Annotated in this window: 21 protein-coding genes; 10 read left to right on the forward strand and 11 right to left on the reverse strand. The window is 69.7% G+C overall.

Annotated features, from left to right (window positions below; translation table 11 throughout):
* Positions 1-9 precede the first annotated feature (9 nt).
* From JNUCC0626_RS15315 to JNUCC0626_RS15330, 4 genes are all read right to left on the reverse strand, one after another.
* Positions 10-1,560 carry an MDR family MFS transporter gene (locus JNUCC0626_RS15315; RefSeq protein ID WP_394620417.1) on the reverse strand — a complete coding sequence of 517 codons (1,551 nt, stop codon included), beginning with the start codon at positions 1,558-1,560 and terminating at the stop codon, positions 10-12.
* Complete coding sequence (locus tag JNUCC0626_RS15320; RefSeq protein WP_394620418.1) at positions 1,557-2,180, reverse strand: TetR/AcrR family transcriptional regulator; 624 nt, start codon at positions 2,178-2,180, stop codon at positions 1,557-1,559. Before JNUCC0626_RS15320 ends, JNUCC0626_RS15315 begins: the two co-directional genes overlap by 4 nt.
* 53 nt (positions 2,181-2,233) lie before the next feature.
* Entirely contained in the window at positions 2,234-2,959 is a 726-nt protein-coding gene (locus JNUCC0626_RS15325; RefSeq protein ID WP_394620419.1) for a DUF427 domain-containing protein, read from the reverse strand.
* Between the two features lie 204 nt (positions 2,960-3,163).
* Positions 3,164-4,147: a ribose-phosphate diphosphokinase gene (locus JNUCC0626_RS15330; protein ID WP_394620420.1), complete on the reverse strand. Its 984-nt coding sequence runs from the start codon at positions 4,145-4,147 to the stop codon at positions 3,164-3,166.
* A gap of 271 nt (positions 4,148-4,418) precedes the next feature.
* On the opposite strand from JNUCC0626_RS15330, the gene JNUCC0626_RS15335 reads away from it, so the two are divergent.
* Together JNUCC0626_RS15335 and JNUCC0626_RS15340 are read left to right on the forward strand one after the other, a co-directional pair.
* Positions 4,419-4,553 (forward strand): hypothetical protein, encoded by a 135-nt coding sequence (locus JNUCC0626_RS15335; protein ID WP_394620421.1) that lies wholly within the window; start codon positions 4,419-4,421, stop codon positions 4,551-4,553.
* A gap of 94 nt (positions 4,554-4,647) precedes the next feature.
* Positions 4,648-6,138 (forward strand): alpha/beta hydrolase, encoded by a 1,491-nt coding sequence (locus JNUCC0626_RS15340; protein ID WP_394620422.1) that lies wholly within the window; start codon positions 4,648-4,650, stop codon positions 6,136-6,138.
* Here the strand turns inward: JNUCC0626_RS15340 and JNUCC0626_RS15345 are convergent.
* Positions 6,119-8,884 carry an AAA domain-containing protein gene (locus JNUCC0626_RS15345; protein WP_394620423.1) on the reverse strand — a complete coding sequence of 922 codons (2,766 nt, stop codon included), beginning with the start codon at positions 8,882-8,884 and terminating at the stop codon, positions 6,119-6,121. The genes JNUCC0626_RS15340 and JNUCC0626_RS15345 overlap by 20 nt on opposite strands.
* Positions 8,885-8,924: 40 nt before the next feature.
* Between JNUCC0626_RS15345 and JNUCC0626_RS15350 the strand changes: the two genes are divergently transcribed.
* Positions 8,925-9,752, forward strand: a complete 828-nt coding sequence (locus tag JNUCC0626_RS15350; protein ID WP_394620424.1) for a phosphotransferase — start codon at positions 8,925-8,927, stop codon at positions 9,750-9,752.
* Here the strand turns inward: JNUCC0626_RS15350 and JNUCC0626_RS15355 are convergent.
* From JNUCC0626_RS15355 to JNUCC0626_RS15365, 3 genes are all read right to left on the reverse strand, one after another.
* Entirely contained in the window at positions 9,749-11,563 is a 1,815-nt protein-coding gene (locus JNUCC0626_RS15355) for a S8 family peptidase (protein ID WP_394620425.1), read from the reverse strand. The genes JNUCC0626_RS15350 and JNUCC0626_RS15355 overlap by 4 nt on opposite strands.
* 164 nt (positions 11,564-11,727) lie before the next feature.
* The gene (locus JNUCC0626_RS15360; protein WP_394620426.1) at positions 11,728-12,669 is read right to left on the reverse strand and encodes a sigma-70 family RNA polymerase sigma factor; all 942 of its coding nucleotides are present in this window, start codon (positions 12,667-12,669) and stop codon (positions 11,728-11,730) included.
* Between the two features lie 78 nt (positions 12,670-12,747).
* On the reverse strand, positions 12,748-14,043 hold the full coding sequence (locus tag JNUCC0626_RS15365; RefSeq protein ID WP_394620427.1) for a hemolysin family protein: 1,296 nt from the start codon (positions 14,041-14,043) through the stop codon (positions 12,748-12,750).
* A gap of 92 nt (positions 14,044-14,135) precedes the next feature.
* Between JNUCC0626_RS15365 and JNUCC0626_RS15370 the strand changes: the two genes are divergently transcribed.
* The 4 genes from JNUCC0626_RS15370 (at position 14,136) to JNUCC0626_RS15385 (ending at position 17,028) form a co-directional block, all read left to right on the forward strand.
* Positions 14,136-14,540: an ATP-binding protein gene (locus JNUCC0626_RS15370; RefSeq protein ID WP_394620428.1), complete on the forward strand. Its 405-nt coding sequence runs from the start codon at positions 14,136-14,138 to the stop codon at positions 14,538-14,540.
* 70 nt (positions 14,541-14,610) lie between these two features.
* Positions 14,611-15,354 carry a hypothetical protein gene (locus tag JNUCC0626_RS15375; RefSeq protein ID WP_394620429.1) on the forward strand — a complete coding sequence of 248 codons (744 nt, stop codon included), beginning with the start codon at positions 14,611-14,613 and terminating at the stop codon, positions 15,352-15,354.
* A gap of 10 nt (positions 15,355-15,364) precedes the next feature.
* Positions 15,365-16,426, forward strand: coding sequence for a sensor histidine kinase (locus tag JNUCC0626_RS15380; protein WP_394620430.1), 1,062 nt, complete (start codon positions 15,365-15,367; stop codon positions 16,424-16,426).
* On the forward strand, positions 16,423-17,028 hold the full coding sequence (locus JNUCC0626_RS15385) for a response regulator transcription factor (RefSeq protein WP_394620431.1): 606 nt from the start codon (positions 16,423-16,425) through the stop codon (positions 17,026-17,028). Before JNUCC0626_RS15380 ends, JNUCC0626_RS15385 begins: the two co-directional genes overlap by 4 nt.
* Positions 17,029-17,038: 10 nt before the next feature.
* On the opposite strand, the gene JNUCC0626_RS15390 is transcribed toward JNUCC0626_RS15385, so the two are convergent.
* Positions 17,039-17,680 (reverse strand): GntR family transcriptional regulator, encoded by a 642-nt coding sequence (locus JNUCC0626_RS15390; RefSeq protein WP_394620432.1) that lies wholly within the window; start codon positions 17,678-17,680, stop codon positions 17,039-17,041.
* Positions 17,681-17,747: 67 nt separating this feature from the next.
* On the opposite strand from JNUCC0626_RS15390, the gene JNUCC0626_RS15395 reads away from it, so the two are divergent.
* Positions 17,748-18,164, forward strand: a complete 417-nt coding sequence (locus JNUCC0626_RS15395; protein WP_394620433.1) for a VOC family protein — start codon at positions 17,748-17,750, stop codon at positions 18,162-18,164.
* A gap of 171 nt (positions 18,165-18,335) precedes the next feature.
* Positions 18,336-19,577 carry a cytochrome P450 gene (locus tag JNUCC0626_RS15400; protein WP_394620434.1) on the forward strand — a complete coding sequence of 414 codons (1,242 nt, stop codon included), beginning with the start codon at positions 18,336-18,338 and terminating at the stop codon, positions 19,575-19,577.
* Here the strand turns inward: JNUCC0626_RS15400 and JNUCC0626_RS15405 are convergent.
* Positions 19,567-20,157, reverse strand: coding sequence for a TetR/AcrR family transcriptional regulator (locus tag JNUCC0626_RS15405; RefSeq protein WP_394620435.1), 591 nt, complete (start codon positions 20,155-20,157; stop codon positions 19,567-19,569). The two genes, JNUCC0626_RS15400 and JNUCC0626_RS15405, sit on opposite strands and share 11 nt — an antisense overlap.
* A gap of 106 nt (positions 20,158-20,263) precedes the next feature.
* Between JNUCC0626_RS15405 and JNUCC0626_RS15410 the strand changes: the two genes are divergently transcribed.
* Entirely contained in the window at positions 20,264-23,359 is a 3,096-nt protein-coding gene (locus tag JNUCC0626_RS15410) for a S8 family peptidase (protein ID WP_394620436.1), read from the forward strand.
* Here the strand turns inward: JNUCC0626_RS15410 and JNUCC0626_RS15415 are convergent.
* Positions 23,337-24,164: an NmrA family NAD(P)-binding protein gene (locus JNUCC0626_RS15415; RefSeq protein ID WP_394620437.1), complete on the reverse strand. Its 828-nt coding sequence runs from the start codon at positions 24,162-24,164 to the stop codon at positions 23,337-23,339. The two genes, JNUCC0626_RS15410 and JNUCC0626_RS15415, sit on opposite strands and share 23 nt — an antisense overlap.
* Positions 24,165-24,390 lie beyond the last annotated feature (226 nt).

Below are 24,390 nucleotides of genomic sequence, written 5' to 3' on the forward strand. Positions count from 1 at the left end.
ACTCGGGACTCAGTGACCGGCGGCCATCTCCGCCGCCAGCCGGTCGTCCCCGCTCGTCTCCTTGAGCGGCTTCTCCTTGATGAACACCACCGCGAGCAACGCCAGCACCGCGAACGGCGCGCCCACCAGGAAGATCTCCGCGGTCGCCGTCGCGTAGATGTCGGCGATCACGGCCCGGACCTCGGGCGGCAGCACCGACAGGTCCGGCACCTGGTGGCCGCTCGCGCCGCCACCCATGTCACCGAACTTCTCGGCGGCCAGCGACGAGACCTTGTTGGCCAGCACCGCGCCCAGCGCCGAGACGCCGATCGCACCACCCAAAGAGCGGAAGAACGTCAAGGTCGAGGTCGTCGCACCGAGGTCCTTGGCCGGCACGTCGTTCTGCGCCGCCAGCACCAGGTTCTGCATCAGCAGACCGACGCCGACGCCGAGCACGAACATGTGCACGGACACCATGAACACCGTCGTCTGCGCGGTGATCGTGGACAGCAGCAGCATGCCACCGACCATCACGACACCGCCGGAGACCAGGAACGCCTTCCACTTGCCGTACTTCGTGATCAGCTGACCGGCCACTGTGGACGAGATCAGCAGGCCGAAGATCAGCGGCAGGCCCAGCAGGCCGGCCTGGGTCGGCGTCTTGCCCAGCGAGAGCTGGAAGTACTGCGACAGGAACACCGTGCCACCGAACATCGCCACACCGACCAGGGCGCTGGCGATCGTGGTCAGCGACACCGTGCGGTTGCGGAAGATCGACAGCGGCACGATCGGGTCGTGCGCGGTGGCCTCGACGCGAACGGCGGCGACCAGCAGCAGCACGCCCAGCGACACCAGGCCCGCGGTCCAGCCCGACGCCCACTCGAACTTCTGGCCCGCCAGCGACGACCAGATCAGCAGAGTCGACACGCCGGACACGATGAGGAACGCGCCCAGGTAGTCGATCTTCGTCTCCTCCTTGCGCACCACCGGGAGGTTCAGCGTGCGCTGGAGCATGAAGATCGCGGCCAGGGTGAACGGGATGCCGACGAAGAAGCACCAGCGCCAGCCAAGCCACGAGGTGTCGACCAGCACGCCGCCGATCAGCGGGCCCGCGACCGTGCCGACGCCGAAGACGGCGCCGAACATGCCCGAGTACTTGCCCAGCTCGCGCGGCGGGATCATGGCGGCCATCACGATCGTCGCGAGGGCCGTGACGCCACCGGCGCCGAGGCCCTGCACAACGCGGCTGACGATGAGCATCTCGATGTTCTGCGAGAAGCCCGCGATCAGCGAGCCGACGACGAACAGGCTGAGCGACGCCTGGATCAGCAGCTTGCGGCTGTAGAGGTCGGCGAGCTTGCCCCACAACGGGACGGTGGCGGTCATCGCGAGCAGCTCGGTCGTGACGATCCACGCGAACACCGACTGCGAGCCCTGCAGGTCCGCGACGATGCGCGGCAGCGCGTTCGACACGACGGTGCCCGCGAGGATGGCGACGAACATGCCCATCATCAGGCCCCACAGGGCCTGGACGACCTCGCGTTTGCTGTGGACCGGTGTCACTTCTGCTTCGGTGCTCATGATCCCCCTTCGGAACGACTCGGTACGTGAGCCAGCCCGGTGCCGAACAGGTCGAACGCCTCCGCGACGAGAGCCCCCAGCGAGAGGCTGTCGTCGTGGGCCCAGCGCGTCACGGCGCACCGGAACGCGGCGCTGCCCGCGTGCACGATCAGCCGCGGGTACAGGTCGGACTCGGGAAGCCCGGCCCGTGCGGCGACGGCCGCGCTGAGCAGCTGTTCGGACTCGGCGCTGTTGGCGAACGCGCGGACCAGCAGGTCCGGCCGCTGCATCAGGACTTCCTTGCGCAGCAGCCACAGGTCGCGTGCGTTGTTCAGCTCCTCGGTGATCTCGGCGAGCACCGACGACCGGTACGCCTCGAAGGGCGGGACCTCGTCCGCGGCCGACGTGATGCGCTCGGCCATCCGCGGGCCCGCCTCGGGGTCCGCGCCGATGAGCGCCTCGTCCTTGCTCGCGAAGTAGTTGAAGAACGTCCGCACCGACACGTCGGCCTCGGCGGCGATCTCCTCCACGGTGACGTGGTCGTAGCCCCTCTCGGCGGCGAGACGCACGGTCGCCCGCTCGAGCGCGGCACGCGTCCGTCGCTTCTTGCGGTCGCGCAGGCTCTCCCCCGGCTGGTTCACGGGGGCAACGATACGTACCTTTTTGCAGTCACTGCAAGTTTGCAGTGTGTGAACTAGGACTCGCTGTCCGTGAGCTTTGACCAGGGAGTTTCCGGCGTAGCCTGGAGCTCGCCATCGATGAAGAGGTCGACCTTCTCGCTGAAGAAGCAGGCCATGCCGGCGACTTTCTGGCTCTCCGGCAGCGGCGACCGGTAGATCCAGACCAGGTCGTCGTGCACGACCCCGCCGACCTCGACGGACCAGTAGTCGGCGGTCCCCTTGTACGGGCACTGCGTCCGGGTCGCGGAAGGCCTGAGCAGATCGAACCGGACGTCGCTCAACGGCAGGTAGTAGCGCGGTGGAAGGCTCGTCTCGAACAGGATCCGCGGCTGCGCGGAGGCCGCCAGCGTCACCCCGTTCAACGCCACCCGCACGTGCCGTGAGCTGGCCAGGACGTCGACGCGCTTGTACGGGTCACGCGGGTGGACGTAGATCGGCTCGTCCTCCTCGAGCCACTCGTCCATCGCCCCGAAGTCGAACCGGACCAGGTCGCGCAGGTCGTCGGAGTCCGAGAACGTCTTCGCGGCGCCCGCCGCCGTTCCGCCCCGCGTGACGACGTCGAACACGCCGTCCTCCCCCGCCGGCTTCAGCTCCGCGCGCACAGACGCCAACGGCACGTAGTACTGCGGGTAGTGCGGAATCTCCCACACCAGGCGCGGCTCGGTCGTGTCCGCGACCAGCTCGCCGCCGAAGTACGCGCGGACCCGTTTCGCCGAAAGCTCCACCCTCAAGTCGCCCATGTCACATACGAACACGAGCGGAGCTCAGGTGCTTCCCGGCAGGGCCTGTGTCGAAGTCCGGGTTCGATGAGAGGCGCGCCTGAGGTGGTTCCTGGTGGTGCGGCCGGACGGCCCGCATACCGGAGTCGTACGTGGGTCGTCCGGCCGTGCCGCCAGGGGCCGCCTCAGGCCCGGCTATCGCGGACTCGGACTTCGACACAGGCCCTACGCGTTGCCGTCGAACAGGCTCGTCACCGAGCCGTCCTCGAACACCTCCTGGATCGCCCGCGCGAGCAACGGCGCGATGCTCAGCACCGTGAGGCCGGGGAACCGCTTCGAGGCCGGGATCGGCAACGTGTCGGTGAGGATCACCTCGCGCGCCTTGCTCGCGATCAGCCGGTCGTAGGCGTCGCCGGACAGCAGGCCGTGCGTGGCCACGAGGATCACGTCCTTCGCGCCCTGCTCCAGCAACTGCCGGGCGGCCGAGGTGCTCGTCATCGCCGTGTCGATCATGTCGTCGACCACGACGCACGTGCGGCCCTCGACGTCACCGACCACGCGGTTGGCCATGACCTCGTTGGGACGCAACGGATCGCGGGTCTTGTGGATGAACGCGATCGGGCAGCCGCCGAGCAGGTCGGCCCACTTCTCGGCGAGCCGGGTGCGTCCGGCGTCCGGGGAGACGATCGTGAGGTCCTCGCCCCGGTAGCGGCTGCCGACGTGGTCGCACAGCAGCCACATCGCGTGCAGGTGGTCGACCGGGCCGTCGAAGAAGCCCTGCGCCTGGGCGGTGTGCAGGTCGACCGTCACGATCCGGTCCGCACCCGCGGTCTTGAACATGTCCGCGACCAGCCGCGCCGACACCGGTTCCCGTCCGGCGTACTTGCGGTCCTGCCGCGCGTACGGATACGACGGCACCACGGCCGTGATGCGCTTGGCCGAGGCGCGCTTCAACGCGTCGACCATCAGCAGCTGTTCCATCAACCAGTCGTTGATCGGCGCGCTGTGGCTCTGCATGACGAACGCGTCCGCGCCGCGCACCGACTCCTCGAACCGGACGAAGATCTCGCCGTTCGCGAAGTCGTAGGCGGCCTGCGGGGTGATCGACACGCCCAGGTCCTTGGCGACGGCCTCGGCGAGTTCCGGGTGGGCTCTGCCGGTGAGGAGGATGAGCTGTCGCTTGGCCACACCCGGCTTGCCGCTGACCATCTCCCACGCTCCACGCTCGTCCGAACCTGCCCCCGATCGTTCAGCATCCCGTCGCCGTCCCGCAATCCGCGCGTCCGACCGCTGAGATTCCACGTCGCTGCGCAATTCGAGTTAACCCGATCGAGGGCACCCACAGGGGGTCCAATACCAGGGATGGACCTGCACGCTCGGTATAGATCGGGCGAATCGCATTCACCTCTTGGGGTAGAGCCAGAGTGATTTCTTGATCAGCGTCCTTGAGGGGTCAATGACCCTCCCTACGCTCCCCTCCATGCCAGAGAACCCGGACACACCTGGAACAACGACGCAAGCGCCGCCGACGAGCCCGATCGTGATGAGCACGCCGATCCACGACCAGATCGCCGACAGCCTCGGGGTGCGCCAGAAGCACCGGCGGCCGGACTGACCACCCGAGACCCGGTCGCGACTTTCGGCGGTCGACGCGCCCGGTGGTGAGCCGATAGGAAGAGCCCTTCTGCGGACAAGAGGGGAGCTTGTCGATGCGTCTCACCGTGCTGGCCGCCGCGGCCGCGCTCATGATCACCGGCACGCCTGCCGTGCAGGCGTCGGGCGACGTGGCCGTCCCGCGCATCAACTGGGCGTCGTGCGGCCCGGAGAACCCCGGCTTCGAGTGCGCCTCCGTGAAGGTGCCGCTCGACTACGACGAACCGCGTGGCGCGACGACGACGATCGCGTTGGCGCGCAAACCCGCCACGGACAAGGCAGGCCGGATCGGATCGCTGTTCCTGAACCCCGGTGGCCCCGGCGGTTCGGGGGTGAACTTCGCGCTCGGGGCCGGCAACACCCTGTCGGCGAACCTCAAGGGCCGCTTCGACATCGTCGGGTTCGACCCGCGCGGCATCGGCAAGTCGGACCCGCTGCACTGCTTCGCGAGCGAAGCCGAGCTCGACGAGTTCTTCGAGGGCGTTCCCGGCTTCCCGTACCAGGCCGCGCAGGAACGGCCGTTCTACGACCGCTACCGCTCGCTCGGCCCCGAGTGCCGCGACGACCAGCGCATCGCCAGGCACATGAGCACCGCGGACGTGGCCCGCGACCTGGACCTGCTGCGCCGCGCCGTCGGTGACCGCAAGCTCAACTACCTGGGCTTCTCCTACGGTTCGTTCCTCGGCGCGACCTACGCGAACCTCTTCCCGAACAACATCCGCGCGCTCGTCGTCGACGGCGTGCTGAACCCCGAGCTGTGGTCGAGCGGCCGCCAGGTCGAGTCGGACCGCATCGCCACCAAGGAGGAGTTCCGCGAGTTCCTGCGCACCTGCGACGAGGCGCGGTGCGTCTTCGGGCCGAAGTCGGAACAGCGCTGGGACGCGTTGCTGAAGTCGGTGCGCGCCAAGCCGATCCAGCTCGGCGACCAGCTCTACACCTACGACGCCGTGATCGGTGCCGCGATCGGCGCGATGTACTCGCCGTCCGACTGGCCGGACGCCGCCGCGCTGTTCGACCAGCTGTCGGACGCGGCGGGCTCGCTCTCCGTCGCGGCGGAGGCGGACTACTCCAACGGGTTCGACGCCTACAACGGCAACGTGTGCGCGGACATCGAGTTCCCGCGCGCGTTCGAGTCGTACCAGGCGACTTCCCGTTACGCGGCAAGGGGTTCCGAATTCGGTCCGTTCTGGTGGTGGAGCAACGCGGCGTGCGCGAACTGGCCCGTCAACGAGGACCGCTTCACCGGGCCGTGGCGGACCCGCACGAACGCCCCGGTTCTGGTGGTGGGCAACCACTTCGACGGCGTGACGGACTTCCGGGGCGCGCAGGCCGTGAACCGGCAGATCGCCGGCAGCCGGTTGCTGGCGTACGCGGGTTGGGGACACACGGCGTACGGGATCAGCCAGTGCGCCACGGACCACACGAACGCCTACCTGTTGGAGGGCAAGCTGCCTGCCGTGGGGACGGTGTGCCCGGCGAACCCGAACCCGTTCCTGCCGTCGGTCACGGCGGCGGCGGAACCGCTGTTCAAGCCCGCTCGGAGGTGAGTTCCTGAGCCAGTTCGACGGCTGCCCGCGCCGGGTCGTCGCCGAACCGGCTCCCGAACGCGTCGTGCACGCGCCACCCCGCGTGGCGCAGCGCACGCCAGCGCGCGAGATGCGCCTGCACCCCGGCCGGGTGCGGGCGCGTCTCCACCGCGACGGCGTTCTCCTTCTCCCCCACCACGAGGTCGACCCGCCACTGCCCCACCGGGTACCCCGTCCGCACGGTCAGCCCGGCCGCCCGCAGTTCGGCCGCCAGGCTCGCCGTCCAGCCGTCCTCGGGCTCCTCACCGGCGGTCTCGGTCGGCGCGACGTCCGCGTGCCGCAGGTACTCGCCGATCAGGCCGGGCGGTTCGGGCACCGACGTGATCACGTGCACCTGGCGCCGGGCCCGCGTGGTCAGCACGGCGAGCAGGTTGCGGTCGTTCACGAACCGCCACGCGCCCGGCTTGGCGTCGGCGGCCAGGCTGATCACGACCTCGTCGAACTCGCTGCCCTGCACCCCGTGCACGGTGCCCGCGCGGACGCCACCGGTGGTGATCTCGTCCAGTGAGAGCTCGCGGAGCAGGGCTTCCTCGACGGCGTCGGCCTGGGCGCGGAACGGCGTGACGACGCCGATCGACCGCACGCCCGCGGCGACCCGCTTGCGGACGTGGGCGAGCACGGCGTCCACTTCGGCCTGGTTGGCCCTCTTGGTGGTGCGCTCGCCTTCGACGCGTTCGGTGTCGATGCAGTCGACGTCCGCGATCGACGGATGCGTGGTCAGCAGCGCGATCCGGCCGTCGTAGAACCGGGTCGCGGCGAACCCGATCAGGTGCGGCGCGCAGCGGTGGTGCTCGTCGAGCCAGTGCACGCCCGCCGTGGCCGCGCCCGCGTCGAACAGGCTCACCTTCGGCACGTCGAGGCGGTCGCGCAGCGCCTGCGTGCCCTCGGCGTCGACGGCCGCCTGCACGGCCTGGTCGCTGACGAACGACACGTGCCGCAGCTGACGAGGGTCGCCGCCGATGACCGCCGACCTGCCGCGCAGCAACGCGGGTGCGGCGAGCGGCTGGTCGACGTGGCTGGCCTCGTCGATGATCACCAGGTCGAACATGCCCGGCACGGGCGGCAGGATGTCCTCGACGTCGGCCAGCGTGCCGACCCACAACGGCAGGGCCGCCACCAGATCCGCGCTGTCGATCTCGGCGAGTCCACGTCGACGCGCGGCCCGCCCTGACCGCAACGCCTTCGCGAGCGCCGCCACCGCCCGGCGTGCTCCCGCTCCCCTGCGGCTGACCGAGAACTCCTTGAGCCACAAGGCCGTCGCGGCCCGGCTGTCCGCATCGCTCTCCGCCAGCAACGGCCGCAGCTCGCCGAACGTCGTGCCGGTGGTCGCGACCCGGACGGCGGCCGCGCTCTGCTCCGCCGCCGCCACCGCCGCGGCGAGGTCCACTGTGGTCACATCACCCGCGCCGGTGAGCTTGCGGGCCTTGCCCACCGCCCAGTGCGTCCGGAGTCCACCGAGGAATCCGGTGCGCGGCTTCAGAAGCCCTTGCAGCTGACCGAAATCGACGTCCGCCTCGAACGCCCTGGGCGCCACGGACCGGTGTCCCGGCATCAACGCCTGGTGCTTGCGCGCCTCGCCGGCCAGCCGTTCGTCGGTGAGCGAGGCGTCGGCCGCGCGTTCGATCCGGGCGACGGCGGCGGCAGCTTTGGCGCGTTCCCGGTCGAGGTCGGCGAGCTTGCCGGGATCGCTCGTGGCGGTCAACCCGTCGCTGAGCTCGCGCGCCATCTCCTGCCGCAGTTCGGAGTCGCCGAACAGCACAGGTACCGGCCCGCCCGCCTTCCGCAGCGCCGCGCCGAGCACGTCGGCGGCATTGCGGGTGCGGCTCGCCAGCAGCACGGACTTCCCGGCCGCCACGGCGTCGAGCGCCAGCGCGGCGAGCGTGTGCGTCTTGCCCGCGCCGGGAGGGCCACCGACGACCGTGATCCGCGCCCGCCGCGCGTGCTCGACGGCGCGCATCTGGCTGTGGCTGAGCGGCAACGCCGAACTGATCGGCTCGTCGTGCTCGTCCGGTTCGCTGACGGCCCCGTACAGCGCCGCGAACGCCGTACCGTCCAGGCCCTTCTTGCCCGACCAGTCGAACAGCGCCGTGCCGTGCTCGGTCTTCACGACGGGCTCGCCGGCGTGCAACCCCGCACCCATCGCGACCTTGAGCTCGCTGCCGGAGATCAACGACTTGGGGTCGTCGTGCACGATCGGCACGTCCCCGAATCCGGCGAGGCGCAGCGTCTCGGTGATCCACTCCTCGGTCGGCGCGAGCGCGGCCTCCCGTTCGGCCGCCTGCGCCCAGTCGTCGATCAGCGGGATCACGCCGGCGTCACCGGCGACGTGGAAGGAGTAGCCGAGCCCGATCCCGTGGTGCAGCCGTACCGGCCGCGACACCAGCGGCAGGCACACGCGGCGCCGTTGCCCGCCGATCTGCGCGGGCCCGGCCAGAAACGCCCAGCCCAGCCGCAGCAACCGGTCCTCCTGGTGCAACGCGTCGAACGCGGCCAGGTGCGCGACCTCCGCCTTGGCCTGCCTGGGCGCGGTCCACGGCACCGGCGTCCACTGCGGACCCTCCTGCACCAGCGTGATCGCCCGCCACGACGGCTCGTGGTCGCCGAGCCACAGCAGCCCCGCCGCCTTGCTGAGGTCGAGCTGGAGCTTCTGCGGCTGCTCGGCCGCGCTCAGGCGGGCGAGGGTGCGCAGGACGGCGGAGGGGTGCACGCGCGCCATCGTGCCATCCGGGCCGGTAGCGTCGTCGGTCGTGGAGGATCTTCCCGCCGGACTGGCCGACGAGGAACTACGCGCCGGGCTCGTGCGGTTCGGCGTCACCGGCACGCCCGTGTACGCCCCGCTCGGCTTCGGCGACTACCACTGGACGGTGGGCGACCACTTCACGTCCGTCGCGGACCTCACGACGAAACCCCTGGCCGGTCTGCGGCAAGCGATGGAGACGGCGGCGAGCTTGAGCGACCTGCCGTTCGTCGTGGCACCGCTGCGTGCCGACGACGGCTCCGCGGTGGTGCTGCTCAACGACCGGTACGCGCTGAGCGTTTTCCCGTTCGTGCAAGGAGAAACCGGCACGTTCGGCGATCCTCTCCCGGCCGGGATCGACGAGCTGCTGGCCGCGCTGCACGCCACCGAACCGCCACCGCACACCCCGATCGCGGCGATCGACCTGCCGGGACGGGACGCGCTGGCGGCTTTGCTCGACGAGCCCGGCGAGTGGTTCTCCACTCCGGCAAGGGAGGTCTTCGTCGCGCACACCGGCAGGCTCCGGGACGCGCTGACCGAACTGGACCGGCTCGCCGCCGCACTGCCCGACGAGCGCGTGCTCACCCACGGCGAACCGCACGCGGGCAACGTGATCAGCACGGCCGGCGGTCTGAAGCTCGTCGACTGGGACACGGTCGGCCTCGCCCCGCCGGAACGCGATCTGTGGCTCGCGGGCGGCCAGAGCTCGTTCTACTCGTTGCGCTGGAGCCTCGATGACATCGCCCAGTTCAGCGAAAAGCTCCGCGCCCCGCACGAAAAGTCGCGGGACGCGGAGCTCTCGTTGCACTACCTCACCACAACACTAGAAGCCCTTTAGAGCGACAGGGTCCAGGTGTCGATGGTGCCGACGTCGGCCGTGGCCGCGTCGCGGACCCGGAGGGTCCAGGTGCCGTTGCGGGTCTCCGACGACAGGTTGACCGTGTAGGTCTGGTCGATGTTGTCGGCGCTGCCGCCCGTGCGGTTGTGCAGGTTGTAGACGGAGCCGTCCGGCGCCACCAGGTCCACCACGAGGTCACCCTTGTAGGTGTGCTTGATGTGCACCTCGACCGTGCTGCTCGCCGACGCGGTACCGGTGCAGCCGCTGAACACCACCGTGGACGTCACGGTCGCGTTGTCGCGGATCGCGACGTCGGTGCCGTTGGTCTGCGGGGCGCAGGTCGAGGAGCCGACCGTCCACGTGAACGAGGTGCTGCCCGAACCACCGGCGGACGCGGTGGCCGTGGCCGTCACGTTGTAGGTGCCCGCGACGGTCGCGGTGCCGGAGATGACACCGGTCGAGGAGTTGATCGCCAGGCCGGTCGGGAGACCGGTCGCCGACCACGTGTACGGCGAGGTGCCGCCGGACGCCGTGAGCGTCAGGTTCGCCGTGCCGTTGAGAGCGGTCGTCTGGTTGCCCGGGTTGGTGACCGAGACACCCGGCACGCCGCCGACGTTGGTGCGCAGCAACAGGTTCGCCGAGTTGGCACCGGGGTTGGTGACCTTGTTCGGGGTGGCCTGGGCGAGGATCGCCGCGTGCACCTCGGCCGGGGTCTTGCTGGGGTTGTCGGCGAGGTACAGCGCCGCCGCGCCCGCGACGTGCGGGGACGCCATGGACGTGCCGCTCATCGTGGCCGAGCCGGTGTTGTTGCTGTACGAGGCGGAAATGATGTTCTCACCGGGCGCGAACAGGTCGCTGCACGTGCCGTAGGAGGAGAACGACGCGCGGGCGTCGGTGCGGCCCGTCGCCATGACGTTGATCGTCTCGGTGACGCGCTGCGGCGAGTACTTGCAGCTGTCGTCGTTGAAGTTGCCCGCCGCGACGACGTACGTGACGCCGGTGCGGATGGACGCGCGGACGGCGTCGTCGAGCACGCGGCTCGGCTCGTTCGCCACGCCGGTGTAGAGGCTCATGTTCGCGACGGCCGGCAGGACGGCGTTCGCGGTGACCCAGTCGACGCCCGCCGCCTCGGTGGCGACGGAACCGCCACCGGCGCAGTTGAGCACGCGGACGGCCTTGAGCTTGACGTTCTTCGCCACGCCGTAGGTCGCACCGCCGACGGTGCCGGACACGTGCGTGCCGTGGCCCTGGCAGTCCTTGCCGTTGCGGCCGTCGGTGAACGCGTCGAAGCCGAACGAGGCACGACCACCGAAGTCGGCGTGGTCGTAGTTGATGCCGGTGTCGATCACGTACGCGGTCACGTTCGCCGCGCCCGTGCTGTAGCTGTACTTCGAGTCGAGCGGCAGGTTCGCCTGGTCGATGCGGTCGATGCCCCACGACGGCGGGTTGAGCTGGTCGGTCAGGACCTGCACGGTCCGGTCCTGCTCCACGTACGCCACGGACGGGTCCGCGGCGAGGCGCTTGGCCTGCTGCTTGGACAGCGTGGCCGAGAAGCCCTTGAACGCGGCCTTGTACGTGAACCCGAGCTTCGCGCCGTACTGGGCGGCGAGCCCACCGGCGCGCCCGGCCACCTCGGACCGGGTCAGGTTGTCCTTCAGCACCACGATGTAGTTGTCGGGAACCGCGTTGGGCGCGCTCTCGGCAACGATCGGGCCCTCGGGCTGTGCGGCCACAGCCTGGGGAAGCGCGAGCACGGTACTGGCGACGGCGACTGCCGCCACCCCGAGCGTGCGCAGGGTGCGTTGTCTCATCACTGCTCCTCGATCGCAGGGAACCGCGTGCGACCGCGGGCCGGCCCTCGACGGCCCTACTGCGTTGCGGTCACACGCGGTTGCGAAACAGCGTTAGTCCGTTATCGGACGTGATGAGTCTTTAGTTGTGACAAGGAGCGGGACAAGCGACTTTCGTACGGTTGTCAGCCGGCGAGCGCGAAAAGATCGTCCCGGTCGCCGGACTGCTTGAGGACGGCGAGGGACTGCTTCTCGAGCTGACGGATCCGCTCGCGGGTGAGGCCGAGCTCCTCCGCGACCTCCTGCAGGGTGCGGGAACGCCCGTCCTCCAGGCCGTAGCGCAGGCGCATGATGCGGCCCTGCCGTTCGGGCAGGACCTCCAGCAGGGAACGCACACCCTGCGTGAACTCCTGCTGCTCCACCAGGTCGGGCGCCGACACGCCGTCGGTGTCCTGGATGAGGTCGCCCAGGACCGAGTCGCCCTCGTCGCCGACCGGCGTCTCCAGCGAGACGCAGGTGCGGGCGGCGTCGCGCAGGTCCTGCACGCGCTGCGGCGAACACTTGGCCTCGGCGGCGATCTCCTCGACCGTCGCGTCGCGACCGAGAGCCGCCGACAACTTCTGCCCGATCTTCTTCAGCTTGTTGACCTCTTCGACCACGTGCACCGGCAGGCGGACCGTGCGGGTCTGCTCGGCCAGGCCGCGTTCGATCGCCTGACGGATCCACCACATGGCGTAGGTGGAGAACTTGTAGCCCTTGGCGTAGTCGAACTTCTCGACCGCGCGGATCAGGCCGAGGTTCCCCTCCTGCACGACGTCGCCGAACGGCAGGCCGCGGAACGAGTGCTTCTTCGCGACCGACACGACCAGGCGCAGGTTCGCGCGGATCATGTGGTCCTTGGCGCGCTCGCCCTCGGCGACGATCCGGCGCAGCAGGCGCGGCTCGCGCTTGCCGATCTCGCCGGTCTGCAGGAGGTGTGCCGCGTAGACACCCGCCTCGATGCGGCGCGACAGGTCGACCTCTTCCTGCGCAGTGAGCAGCGGTGTGCGGCCCACGTCGCGCAGGTACTGGCCGACCGAGTCCCCGTCCTGCTGTCCGGACGCGCGGTTCTTCAGATCTGCGGGCATGACAAATCCCCCTTGTCCGTTGGCAGGAGTGACAGCCGGAAGTGGCTGCACTGATGTGTAACGGTTAAGAGGTCCACTTCATTCCGCGGTTTTTGCTGTGACCTCAACCTCACTCGCGTGCGAGCGTTTCATCCGGACCAGCGTGATCGCGTGATGCTCGACGCGCCGGACCTCGATCTTCCAACCCGAGACGTCCACGACGTCACCGGGTTCGTCCGGGATGCGGCCGAGAATCAGCAGCATCAGCCCGGCGATCGTCGCGTACTGGCCCTGCGGCGCGTCCCTGAGCTCGACGCCGACGTCGATCAGGTCGTGGACCGGGAACGTGCCGGGCAGCTCGATCGAGCCGTCGGCTTCGGTCCTGACCGCGACCACGTCGGAGTCGGTCTCGTCGTAGATCTCACCGACGATCTCCTCCAGCAGGTCCTCCAGCGTCACGATGCCGTCCACCGCACCGTGTTCGTCCACCACCAGCGCGAGCTGCTCGTGCTCGGCCTTCATGCGCCGCAACGCGTCCGTGACGCGCACCGAGTCCGGCAGCACCATCGGCGCGCGGGCCACCTCGGTGAGCACCGCGGTGTCGTCGAGCAGGTCACGCAGGTGCACCACGCCGAGCACGTCGTCCAGGTGACCGTCCCTGGTCACCGGCGCCCGTGAATGTCCGGACTTCGCAAGGACTTCCCGCGCGGTGGCGGTGCCCAAACCTGATTCGATGATCGTCACCTGCCTGCGCGGCACCAGGACCTCGCGCAGCCGGCGTTCGTGGATCTCCAGCGCGCCGGTCATGATCGTGCGTTGTTCCTGGTTCAGATGTTGTTGCACCTCAACGAGATCACGCAGTTCCTCCGGGGACATCTGCTCGTCGTCGGCGTTCGGGTCGCCGCCGAAGACGCGCACGACGACGTCGGTCGATTTCGAGAGCAACCACACAGCGGGCCGGGAGATCGTCGAGAGGAAGTCGAGCGTGCGGGCGACGATCTTCGTCCAGCGCACGGCGTACTGCATCGCGAGGCGTTTGGGGGCGAGCTCGCCGAAGACGAGTGTGACGAAAGTCAGGACCACGGTCACGAGGGCGATCGCGACGCCGTTCGCGGCGCCGCCGAGGAAACTCAGCAGGGGTACGAGCGGGGCCGCGAGCGACACCGCCGCGGTCGCCGACGCGAGGAACCCGGACAGCGTGATGCCGATCTGGATCGTCGCGAAGTACCTGTTCGGATCACGGGCGAGCCGGACCAGCCTGCGGTGCCCTTCGCGTTCCAGCGACCTGAGTTGACCTTCGCGCAGCGACACGAACGCCATCTCGCTGCCGGCGAACGCCGCGTTGAGCAACACGAGTACCGCGACCAGCGCGAGGTTGAAGCCATAACCATCCACGCGTTTGGGGTAGCACGCACGGTGGTATTTCGCACCCTGACGGCCGTCTTGAGCAGCCAGGAGGGCCAAGCCCCGAACGAGGTGGGATGGAGATGGACACCCCAGAAGTGCTGAGCGCTTCCGCGAGGACCGTGCACACCCTGCCGGAGGACGAGCCCGATCTCGCCGCGATGCGCGTGTGGATCGGGACCCTGCTGAGGGATATCTCGGAGGACATCCGGCTCGACGTCCTCCTCGTGTGCACAGAGCTCGCCAGCAACGCGTACGAGCACGCGGAAGGACCACGTGCCGTGCGGGTACAACGACACACCGACTTCGTCCGGGTGGAGGTCGACGACCACACACCGGCCGACCTACCGCAGTTGGGCAAGTCACGGCTCGGTGACTCCCGTGGACGTGGCCTGACGTTGATCGCCAAGCTCTCCCGGTGCTGGGGCACCAAGGAGTTCGCCGGCGGGAAGACGATCTGGGCCGAGATCGACGCACAGATCGCCTAGGCGTTTCACCCAGACAACTCGTGACACCGCACGGATGGGTATTGCGCCGGGATCGTTCGACTCTCGATGCATGACAACAACCGTGATGCCGGCGCTGCGGTCGCCGGTCGTGCGCCACGGCGCCGAGATGCTCGTGGCGATGCTCGTGGGGATGGCCCTGCTCGGGCCCCTGTGGACGCCGGACCGGGTCGAACTGGCGGCCCTGTGGATGGCGACGGTCATGTCCGTGCCGATGGCGTTGTGGATGCGCTATCGCGGGCACGGCCGGATCTTCGAGATGTGCGCCGCGATGGTCGTGCCGTACGTCGTGCTGCTGGTGCCCTACTGGGCCGGACTCGTCTCCGCCGACGTCGTGGAGATGGGCGGGCACGTGCTGATGCTGCCCGCGATGGCGTTCGTGCTGGTCAAGTACCCGCATGCGCACACAGAGCCGACGACGAACCCGGTGCTGCGGTTCCTCGGCGACCGGTGGCCGTCGGTGCTCTCGCTGGCAGTCACGATCGACTTCTGGGCCGCGCCCGTGGTGCCGCCGGTGTGGACCCTGCTGCTGTGCCAGGTGGCCTACCTGTTCTGGGCGCGGAAGGCGCCCGCGGTGCAGCTCGTGGTGTTCGGGGCCTTCGTGCTGCTGGGCGCGGCCGTGCTGGTGGTGTCGCCGGACCTCGGCGTGCTGCTGATCGCGCTCGGGTGGGCCGCGCACGCCGGGTGGGACCTGGTGCACCACGTGCGCGACGCCGTCGTGCCGCGCTGGTGGGCCGAGGGCTGCGGAGTGTTCGACCTGGTCATCGCGGCCACGATCCTGATGGCGTGGTTCTAGGCTCATGGCGATGAACGACCTTCCGCACACCGCGCTGCGCGGCGCCCTGCACCTGCTGTGGGTGAGCTCGCTGATCGTGCCGCTGGTGTCGGTGCTGCGCGAACCGTCCGCACTGCGCTGGCTCGGCGTGCTGGGCCTGCTGGTGGTGGCCGTGGCGTTCGCGGTGACGTTGCGGGGCGGGCCGCTGTGGGTGCTGGTCGCCGCGGTGGCCCTGTCGATCCCGCTCGTGGCGCCGGTCGGCCCGGACGAGCTGTCGACGTGGGCGTGGATCGGTGGAGCGGCGGCGGGCTTCGCGCCGTTGCTGCTCACCGGTCCGTGGCGGTGGCTCGCGGCCATCGGCGGTGTAGTGCTGTCCGGACTGGTCGGGTTCTTCGTGACCCGCGACCACACGACGTACCAGATGATCGCCGCGTCGGTGGGCGCGGCGATCATCGCGACGGCCGGTCTGCCGATGTGGTTCGCCGGACTCCTCGGCCAGGCGCGGGCAGGCCGCGAAGCTCAGGCGGAGCTCGCGGTGAGCGAGGAACGGCTCCGGTTCGCCCGCGACGTCCACGACCTGCTGGGGCACCGGCTGACGGTGATCGCGTTGAAGGCGGAGCTGGCCGGACGGCTGGCCACTTCGGACCCCGAGCGGTCTTCTGCCGAGGCGTTCGAGGCGCAGCGCCTGGCGTCGTCGGCGTTGGAGGAAGTGCGTGACGCCGTCCACGGCTATCGCGCCGTGGACCTCTCCGACCAACTCGAGGCCGTCCGGAACGTCCTGCAGGAAGCTGGAATCCGATGCACGGTCACTTCTGCGGAGGTCGGCGGCGAACACGCCACGCAGCTCGCCCTGGCGCTGCGCGAGGCCTGCACCAACGTGCTGCGGCACAGCCACGCGACGTGGTGCATGATCGACGTGGCTCTCGCCGACGCGGAGGTGCGGCTGACCGTGACGAACGACGGCACCGAGAAGGACTTCGTTCTCGGCAACGGCATCCGCGGCGTCCGGGAACGGCTCGCGGCCGTGGGCGGTCAGGCGACGGCGGAGAAGTCGGGGGACGTGTTCACCTTGCAGGTAGTGGTACCCACGTGATCAGAGTGCTGCTGGCCGACGACGAGGAACTGATCCGCGACGCCCTCGCGGCCCTCCTCGACCTGGAGCCGGACCTGGAGGTGGTGGCGCGAGCCAGCGACGGCCGCGCCGCCGTGGAGGCCGCCCGAGCCCACCGCCCCGACGTGGCCGTGGTGGACCTGCAGATGCCGCTGATGGACGGCCTGGAGGTCACCGACGAACTCGCCCGCGTGCTCCCGTCGTGCGCCGTGGTGATCCTGACCGGCCGAGGCCGCCCACCCCACCTGCAACAGGCCCTGCACGCGGGCGCCCGAGGCTTCCTGCCCAAGGGCTCGCCCGGCGGCACCCTCGCCGACGTGATCCGCCGAGTCCACGCCGGTGGCCGCTGGGTGGACCCGGCACTGGCCGCCGACGCCCTCGCCGCGCCGCCGTGCCCGCTGACGCAGCGGGAGCTGGAGGTGTTGCGGCTCAGCGAGTTCGGCACGCCGGTGGCGGAGATCGCCTCCCGGACGTCGCTGTCGGCCGGGACCGTGCGCAACCACCTGTCGGCGGCGGTGGCGAAGCTCGGGGTGGCGCACCGGTCGGAGGCGTTCGCGGTGGCGCAGGAGCACGGCTGGCTCTAGTGGTGCGGTTCTAGTTGTTGCCGGTGAGCACGTCGAAGGCGTGCTTGCGGTGCTCGGCGAAGAGCTTCAAGGCGCCTTCCACGTTGCCGAGCCGCAACGCCGCCACCAGGTCGCGGTGCTCGTCGCGGATCTGTTGGAGGTACCCGTCGGAGCTGAGCGCCACGCGGGTGATCAGGAACAGGTGCACCTGCGAGCGGATGGCGTCCCAGGCCTGCGCGAGCCGCACGTGGTCGGCGGCGGCGTACACGGCGTCGTGGAACGCGATGTCGCACCGCACCATCTCGTGCGGCGTGTCCGCTCGTTCCATCTTCTCGGCGGCCAGCGCGATCTTGTCGAGCGACGCGTTGACGGCCACGACCCGTTCGACCGCGAGCACCTCCAGGGCGCCCCGCAGGCTGTCCAGCTCAGCCACGTCCTTCGCCGACAGCTCGGCCACCGTGGAGCCCTTGTGCCACTCGGTGCGCACCAGGCCTTCGCGTTCGAGCTCCTTCAGGGCGTCGCGGACCGGGCCTCGGCTCACTTCCAGGACGTCGGCCAGTTCCACCTCGCGCAGCGCGGTGCCCGGCGGGTAGGTGCCCTCGAAGATCGCCTCGCGGATCACGTCCGCGACCTCGGTGCCCAGACCTCGTCGTCGTGCCGGACCCAGTGCCATGTAGTGATGTTAACAAGACGACATCCTGAGCACTGGACTCCACTTGTCGGAATGTTAACATTCCTACATGCCTAACGTCCCACGCTTCCACCTCGCCATGCCGGTCGACGACCTCGACGCCGCCCGCGCCTTCTACGGCGGCACCCTGGGTCTTGAGCAGGGCCGCAGCTCCGACACGTGGATCGACTGGAACCTGCACGGCCACCAGTTCGTGACGCACCTGGCGCCGAAGACCGAGCGGGTCAGCAACCCGGTCGACGGCCACGACGTGCCGGTCCCCCACTTCGGCCTCGTGCTGACGGTCGACGCGTTCCAGGAGTTGGCCGGCAAGCTGCGCGCCGCGGACACGAAGTTCGTCATCGAGCCGTACGTGCGCTTCAAGGGCGAGCCCGGCGAGCAGTGGACGATGTTCCTGCTCGACCCGGCCGGCAACGCCCTGGAGTTCAAGGCGTTCGCGGACGACGCGCAGGTCTTCGCCGTCTGAAGGCTCAAGCACACGGGCGGCACCTCGAAGCCGGGTGCCGCCCGTTCGCGTTCATTCGACCCAAGCCGTTTAAAGGACGGGCAAAATTCTTGCACGTTGCGCAAGTTTCGGTAGCTTGGAGGTGACGCCGAGCCACGACCCGGTCACCCCGGGTCAGACAAGGGGAATCCCATGACCACGGCCGAGCGGCAGCGCAAAGCGCAGGCACTCTTCCGCCCGCAGCTGCCCGAGGAACTCGTCAACCGGGGCGGCTGCCCGTTCGACCCGAGCCGCGGGCTGACCGAGTTGAGCGAGCGCGGGCGGGTTCACCGGATCGAGCACAACGGCGACAACGTCTGGCTCGTCACCGGCCACGACGAGGCGCGGGCCGTGCTGGCGGCGCCGCAGATGAGTTCGGACCGGGTCAACAGCCCGCGCGCCAAGGCGATGCTCTCGCCGGAGCTGCACGCCGAGCTGTTCCCGCCGGAGCGGCAGGCCGGGTCGTTCATCTTCATGGACGCGCCGGAGCACACGCGCTTCCGCCGGTTGCTCACCGGGCAGTTCACCGTCCGCAGGATGCGGGACCTCACGCCGCGCATCCACGAGATCGTCACGGCGCAGCTCGACGCGATGCTCGAGAAGGGCGCGCCGGCGGACCTCGTGCACGACTTCGCGTTGCCGGTGCCGTCGCTGGTGATCTGCGAACTGCTGGGCGTCGACTACGGCGACCGCGACGAGTTCCAGAAGCGCACGGCCAAGCTGCTCAGCCTGAACACCACGGTGGAAGAGCAGATCAAGAACACCACCGAGATGCGCGCGTTCATGAAGGGCCTAGTGCTCGGCAAGCGGGCCAACCCCGGCAACGACCTGTTGTCCGGGCTCGTGCAGGACACCGACCTCACCGACGACGAGCTCACCGGCATCGCGAACCTGCTGCTGATCGCGGGCCACGAGACGACGGCGAACATGTTGGCGCTCGGCACGTTCGCGTTGCTGGAGCACCCCGACCAGTGGGCGAAGCTGCGCGACAATCCCGAGCTGGTGGACAACGCGGTCGAGGAGTTGCTGCGCTACCTGTCGATCATCAGCTCCGGCGTCTCGCGGCACGCCAAGGAGGACGTCGTGATCGGCGGCGTCACCATCAAGGCAGGGGACACGGTCGTCGTGTCGGTACCCGCGGTGAACCGGGACGACAGCCAGTACGAGGACCCGCACGCGTTGCTGGTCGACCGGCCCCGCGGGCACCACGTGGCGTTCGGGCACGGCATCCATCAGTGCCTCGGCCAGCAGCTGGCCCGCGTCGAGATGGTCGTCGGCTTCACGGAACTGCTCAAGCGGCTGCCCGCGCTCAAGCTCGCCGTGCCCGCGGACGAGGTGCCGCTGCGGACCGACATGTCGATCTACGGCGTGCACTCGCTCCCGGTCACCTGGTGAACCCGGCGCCGAGCTGGTCGATCATCCGGCCGACCAGCTCGGCCGCCGTGTAGCGCTCGGCGGCCTGGGGCGTGTCGAGCCACCACTGCACGACCGCGCGCATCGACGCGAGGATCGTCGAGGCGGTCACCGCCGGATAGGGGTCCACGAGGGGGTCCACTCCGCAGCGCGCCGCGATGGCCGCCGTCAACGCCTGTTCACGGGCCGAGTAGGCGGCGAACACGTGCGGCAGCAACGCGGGGTGGCGGCGCAGTTCGCGCAGTTGCCTCAACCGCTCGAGGTCGACGTGGCGGGGGTAGATCGAGTTCACGGCCTCGCGCAACGCCACCAGCACCGGTTCGCCGACCGGACGCGCGGCGAACTCCTCCACGAACGCCAGAGCGGTGGCCGTGTCCCCGGCGACGACCGCTTCTTCCTTGGAGGAGAAGTAGTTGAAGAACGTCCGCAGCGAGACGCCGGCCGCCCGCGCGATCTGATCCACCGTCACCCGGTCGAGACCGTGCTCCACGCACAGACTCCAGGCGGCGTCCCCCAGGGCTTCCCTGGTCGCCGCCTTCTTGCGTTCACGCAGGCCCGTCACGGCAAAAAGATTAAAGCGTGCCGGAAATTGGTGTAGACCTTGTCTGAGGTGTGAGCGGGTCACTACGGTCCGTGAAACCGCTCCCACAGACACCACGGAGGACCGGGTGCGCCCACTCGGAGTCGTCGTTCTGGCCGGGGCCCTGCTGACCGCGGGCCACGCCCACGCCTCACCCCCACCTGCGGAAACGTCCCCCGTGCCGACCCGCACGGTCACGTTGATCACCGGTGATCAAGTCCAAACCGGACAAAGAGCGATCAAACCGGCACCAGGCCGTGAGCGCGTCCTGTTCTCCACCTACCAGGCCGACGGGCACGAGTTCGTCGTGCCGCACGACGCCATCCCGATGATCGCGGACGGCCGCCTCGACGAACGCCTCTTCGACGTCACCGAACTGGCCACCTACGACGGTGCCCTGCCGGTCATCGTGACCTACCCGCGCGGCACCCTGACCGCGCAGGCGCAGCCCGGCCTCCAGCTGCGCAGCATCAACGGCGTGGCGTTCGACGCCGCCAAGACCCCGCTCGTCGGCGGCCAGTCGCTGACCGCGTCGGGTGCCGAGAAGATCTGGCTCGACGCGAAGCGCCAGGCGAACCTCGACCGCAGCGTCGCGCAGATCAACGCCCCCGCCGCGTACGCCGCAGGCCTCACGGGCAAGGGCGTCAAGGTCGCCGTGCTCGACACCGGCGTCGACAACACCCACCCGGACCTCGCCGACCGCGAGATCGGTGAGCGCAACTTCTCGTCCTCCGCGGACAACGTCGACCGCTACGGCCACGGCACGCACGTGGCGTCGATCGTCGCGGGCACCGGCGCGAAGAGCGGCGGCAAGTACCACGGCGTCGCGCCCGACGCGCAGATCCTCGACGTGAAGGTGCTGGGGGACAACGGTTCCGGCAACGACAGCGGGATCATCGCCGGCATGGAGTGGGCGGTCGAGCAGGGCGCCCAGATCATCAACATGAGCCTCGGGGGCTACGACACCCCCGAGGTGGACCCCCTCGAAGAGGCCGTCAACCGCCTCACCGCCGAGAAGGGCGCGCTGTTCGTCGTGGCCGCGGGCAACCTCGGCCCCGGCGCCCGCACGATCGGCTCGCCCGGCAGCGCCGACGCAGCGCTGACCGTCGGTGCCGTCGACCGCGCCAACAAGATCGCGGAGTTCTCGGCGCGCGGCCCGTCGCAGTCCGGCACGCTCAAGCCCGACCTCACCGCACCCGGCGTCGGCATCGTCGCCGCCCTGCACGCCGCGGGCAGGATCGGCTCGCCCGTCGTCGACGGCTACACCGGCCTCGACGGCACGTCGATGGCCACCCCGCACGTCGCGGGCGCGGCGGCATTGCTGAGCCAGCAGCACCCCGGCCTCTCCGGCACCGAACTGAAGGCCAGGCTCACCGGCACGGCGACCCCGACGTCCGGGCTCACGCCGTTCGAGCAGGGCACCGGCCGCGTGGACGTGGCGAAGCTGATCAAGCAGAACGTGACGTCGTCCCCGACCAGCGTCGACTTCGGCGCACACCAGTGGCCGCACACCGGCGAGGCCACGATCACCCGCGAGATCACCTACTCCAACGCGGGCTCCGAGGCCGTGACGCTCGACCTGTCGGCGGACACCAACGGCTCGTTGTTCAGCGTTTCCCCCGCCCAGCTCACGGTTCCGGCCGGCGGCAGCGCGAAGGCCACCGTCACCGCGGACATCGCGAAGCAGCCCGCGGGCGGCGTGTTCGGCGGCGCGGTCGTCGCGAGCGGCGTGCGCACCGCCGTCGTCGCGGACCTCGAGGTCGAGAGCTACGACGTCAAGGTCGTCGGCATCGAACGGACCGGCGCCACCACGACGTCGACGTTCGCCAACATGATCAACGTGGACACCGGCGCCCGCGTGTGGCCGAACTCCGCCACGGGTGTCGCCCGCGTGGCCAAGGGCCGCTACATCCTGATGGGCAGCGTGATGTCGTCGTCCGGCGCGTACACGCACGACGTCATCAACTACCCGAACCTGACCGTCAGCGGCGCGACCACGATCGAACTCGACGCCCGCAAGGCCAAGCCGGTCAAGGTGACCCTGCCGGTGACGGCGCAACTCTCGTTGCTGCAAACCGGTTTCGAACGCGTCGTCAACGGAACCAGTTACACCATCGGCAACTTCTCGGTCGGCGGCTTCATCGACCACCTCGGCGTGGCGAGCCTCGGCCCCGACTCGAAGGAGGTCACCGGCAAGATCGCGACCTTCTGGACCGCGGGCTCCGACTTCTACGGACTCGCCTGGTACGACAAGGGATCCGCGCCGACCGGCCTGACGAAGACCGTGGCGCGCAAGGACCTGGCGTCCGTCCGCGTCGACATGCCGGCGCTGAAGCCGGGCCAGACCGCCACCATCGGCCACACCTCGTCGCCCGAGGGCCGCGCCGACTGGACGTACGGCTCGCTCGACAACTTCGTCCCGGGCCCGCGCACCGAGTACTACGGCGGCGACGGCGACTGGTCGCGGCGTTTCAACCTGTTCGACGAGACCGGCAACCTCGGCTCGCTGAGCACGCCGCTGCGCCACTACAAGCCCGGCCGCTCCTACGTGGAACCGTTCAACCGAGCGGTGTTCGGCCCGGCCCTGCCCGAGTCGCGCGACGTCCCGCACTCGTTCCGCACGGGCGACTTCGTCCGCATCACCGTCCCGCTCTACGGCGACAACGCGGGCAACGAGGGCTACTCCCCCGTCACCGAGGCCAGGACCGTCCTCTACCGCGACACCGTCAAGGTCCTCGACTCGACCCAGCCGGGTTGGGGTCTCGCCGACGTCGCGCCGGGCGCCGCGAACTACCGCCTCGAAGCGTCCGCGACGCGCCCAGGCCCGTTGAGCACGAAGGTGTCCGGCGTGTGGACGTTCCGCAGCGACACGACGGCCCGCCAGACCGCCCTGCCGCTGTCCGTCGTCCGCTTCAGCCCGCAACTGGACGACGAGGGCTACGGCCGCGCCGGCCAGATGCTCGCTGTGCCGCTGTCCACCCAGTCGCAGGTGGACTCGGTCCGCGTGACGTCCGTCGAGGTCTCCTACGACGGCGGCACGACGTGGAAGCGCACGCAGATCACCGGCAACCGCGTGCTGCTCGCCCACCCGAAGGACGCCAAGTCGGTCTCCTTGCGCGCCAAGGCGTCCGGCCACGGCCAGACCGTGGAGCAGACCATCGTCAGCGCGTACCTGCTCCGCTGAGAAAGGCGCCCGCGCGCTCCCGAGCCCACAAGGCGAACGAGCGCGCGGGCCTCTCCAGCACGTCCTCGACATCTTTTGTGACCGTGTACCCCTGCGCGGGCATGTCCCGCTTCCACCCGAGGATCGCGTCGACCACCTCAACCGGCCGCGTTGCCAGCATCTCCGCGCGCGCCTCGGCTTCGGTCTGCTCGACGTACTCGATCTCCCGCCCGATCGCTGCGCCGATCGTCGCCACCTGTTCCGGCACGGACAACGCCTCGGGCCCCGTCAACGTGTACGCGCGGCCGCCGTGCCCACCCCTCACGAGCACGGCGGCCGCCACCGCGCCGATGTCACCTTCGTGCACGAGCGCACTCCGCGCGTACGCGAACGGCTCGCGCACCACCCCCTCCCGGCGCACCGACTCGGCCCAGACCAGCGCGTTCGACATGAAGTCCACCGGCCGCAACACGGTCCACTCGAGCGAGCTGGCCGTGACCGCCTCCTCCAACGGACTCCGGTAGCCGCTCCACAACACCGTGACCCTGCGGACTCCGGCCTTCTCGGCCCTGAGCACCAACTCCGGCCCGGTCTGCAGTTCGGCGTAGTCGTCACCCGCGTTGGTCAGCAGGTGCACGCCCGTGACGCCGTCGAGCGGAATCGTCTCCGGCCTGGTCAGGTCTCCTTCGACGACCTCGACGCCTGCCGGCAGCCGTGCCGTGGCCGCGTTCCTGGTGAGTGCGCGGACCTGCTGCCCCAGGGCCAGGAGTTCGTGCACCACCTGACGTCCGGCGTTCCCGGTCGCTCCTGCCACGAGAATCGTCATGGCACCGACGCTAGGACCTGTAGTTAGGTGGAGATCAAGCGAAGGAGTCGAGCGGGCGCGACCTGGCGGACGAGATCGTGGTGTCCCAACGTCTTTCCGTCCGCTGAGTCCGCCCCGACCGGAGTGAGCGTCCCGGCCGCCACCCGGACGAGTGAATCCCGTCCTGATCCACGCCTGACGTCGTCTAGTAGATGTCCGGAAACCATGGTCGTCTTCGCCCCGCAAG

Source organism: Lentzea sp. JNUCC 0626, assembly GCF_043632865.1.
In the GTDB taxonomy this organism is placed as follows: Bacteria; Actinomycetota; Actinomycetes; order Mycobacteriales; family Pseudonocardiaceae; genus Lentzea.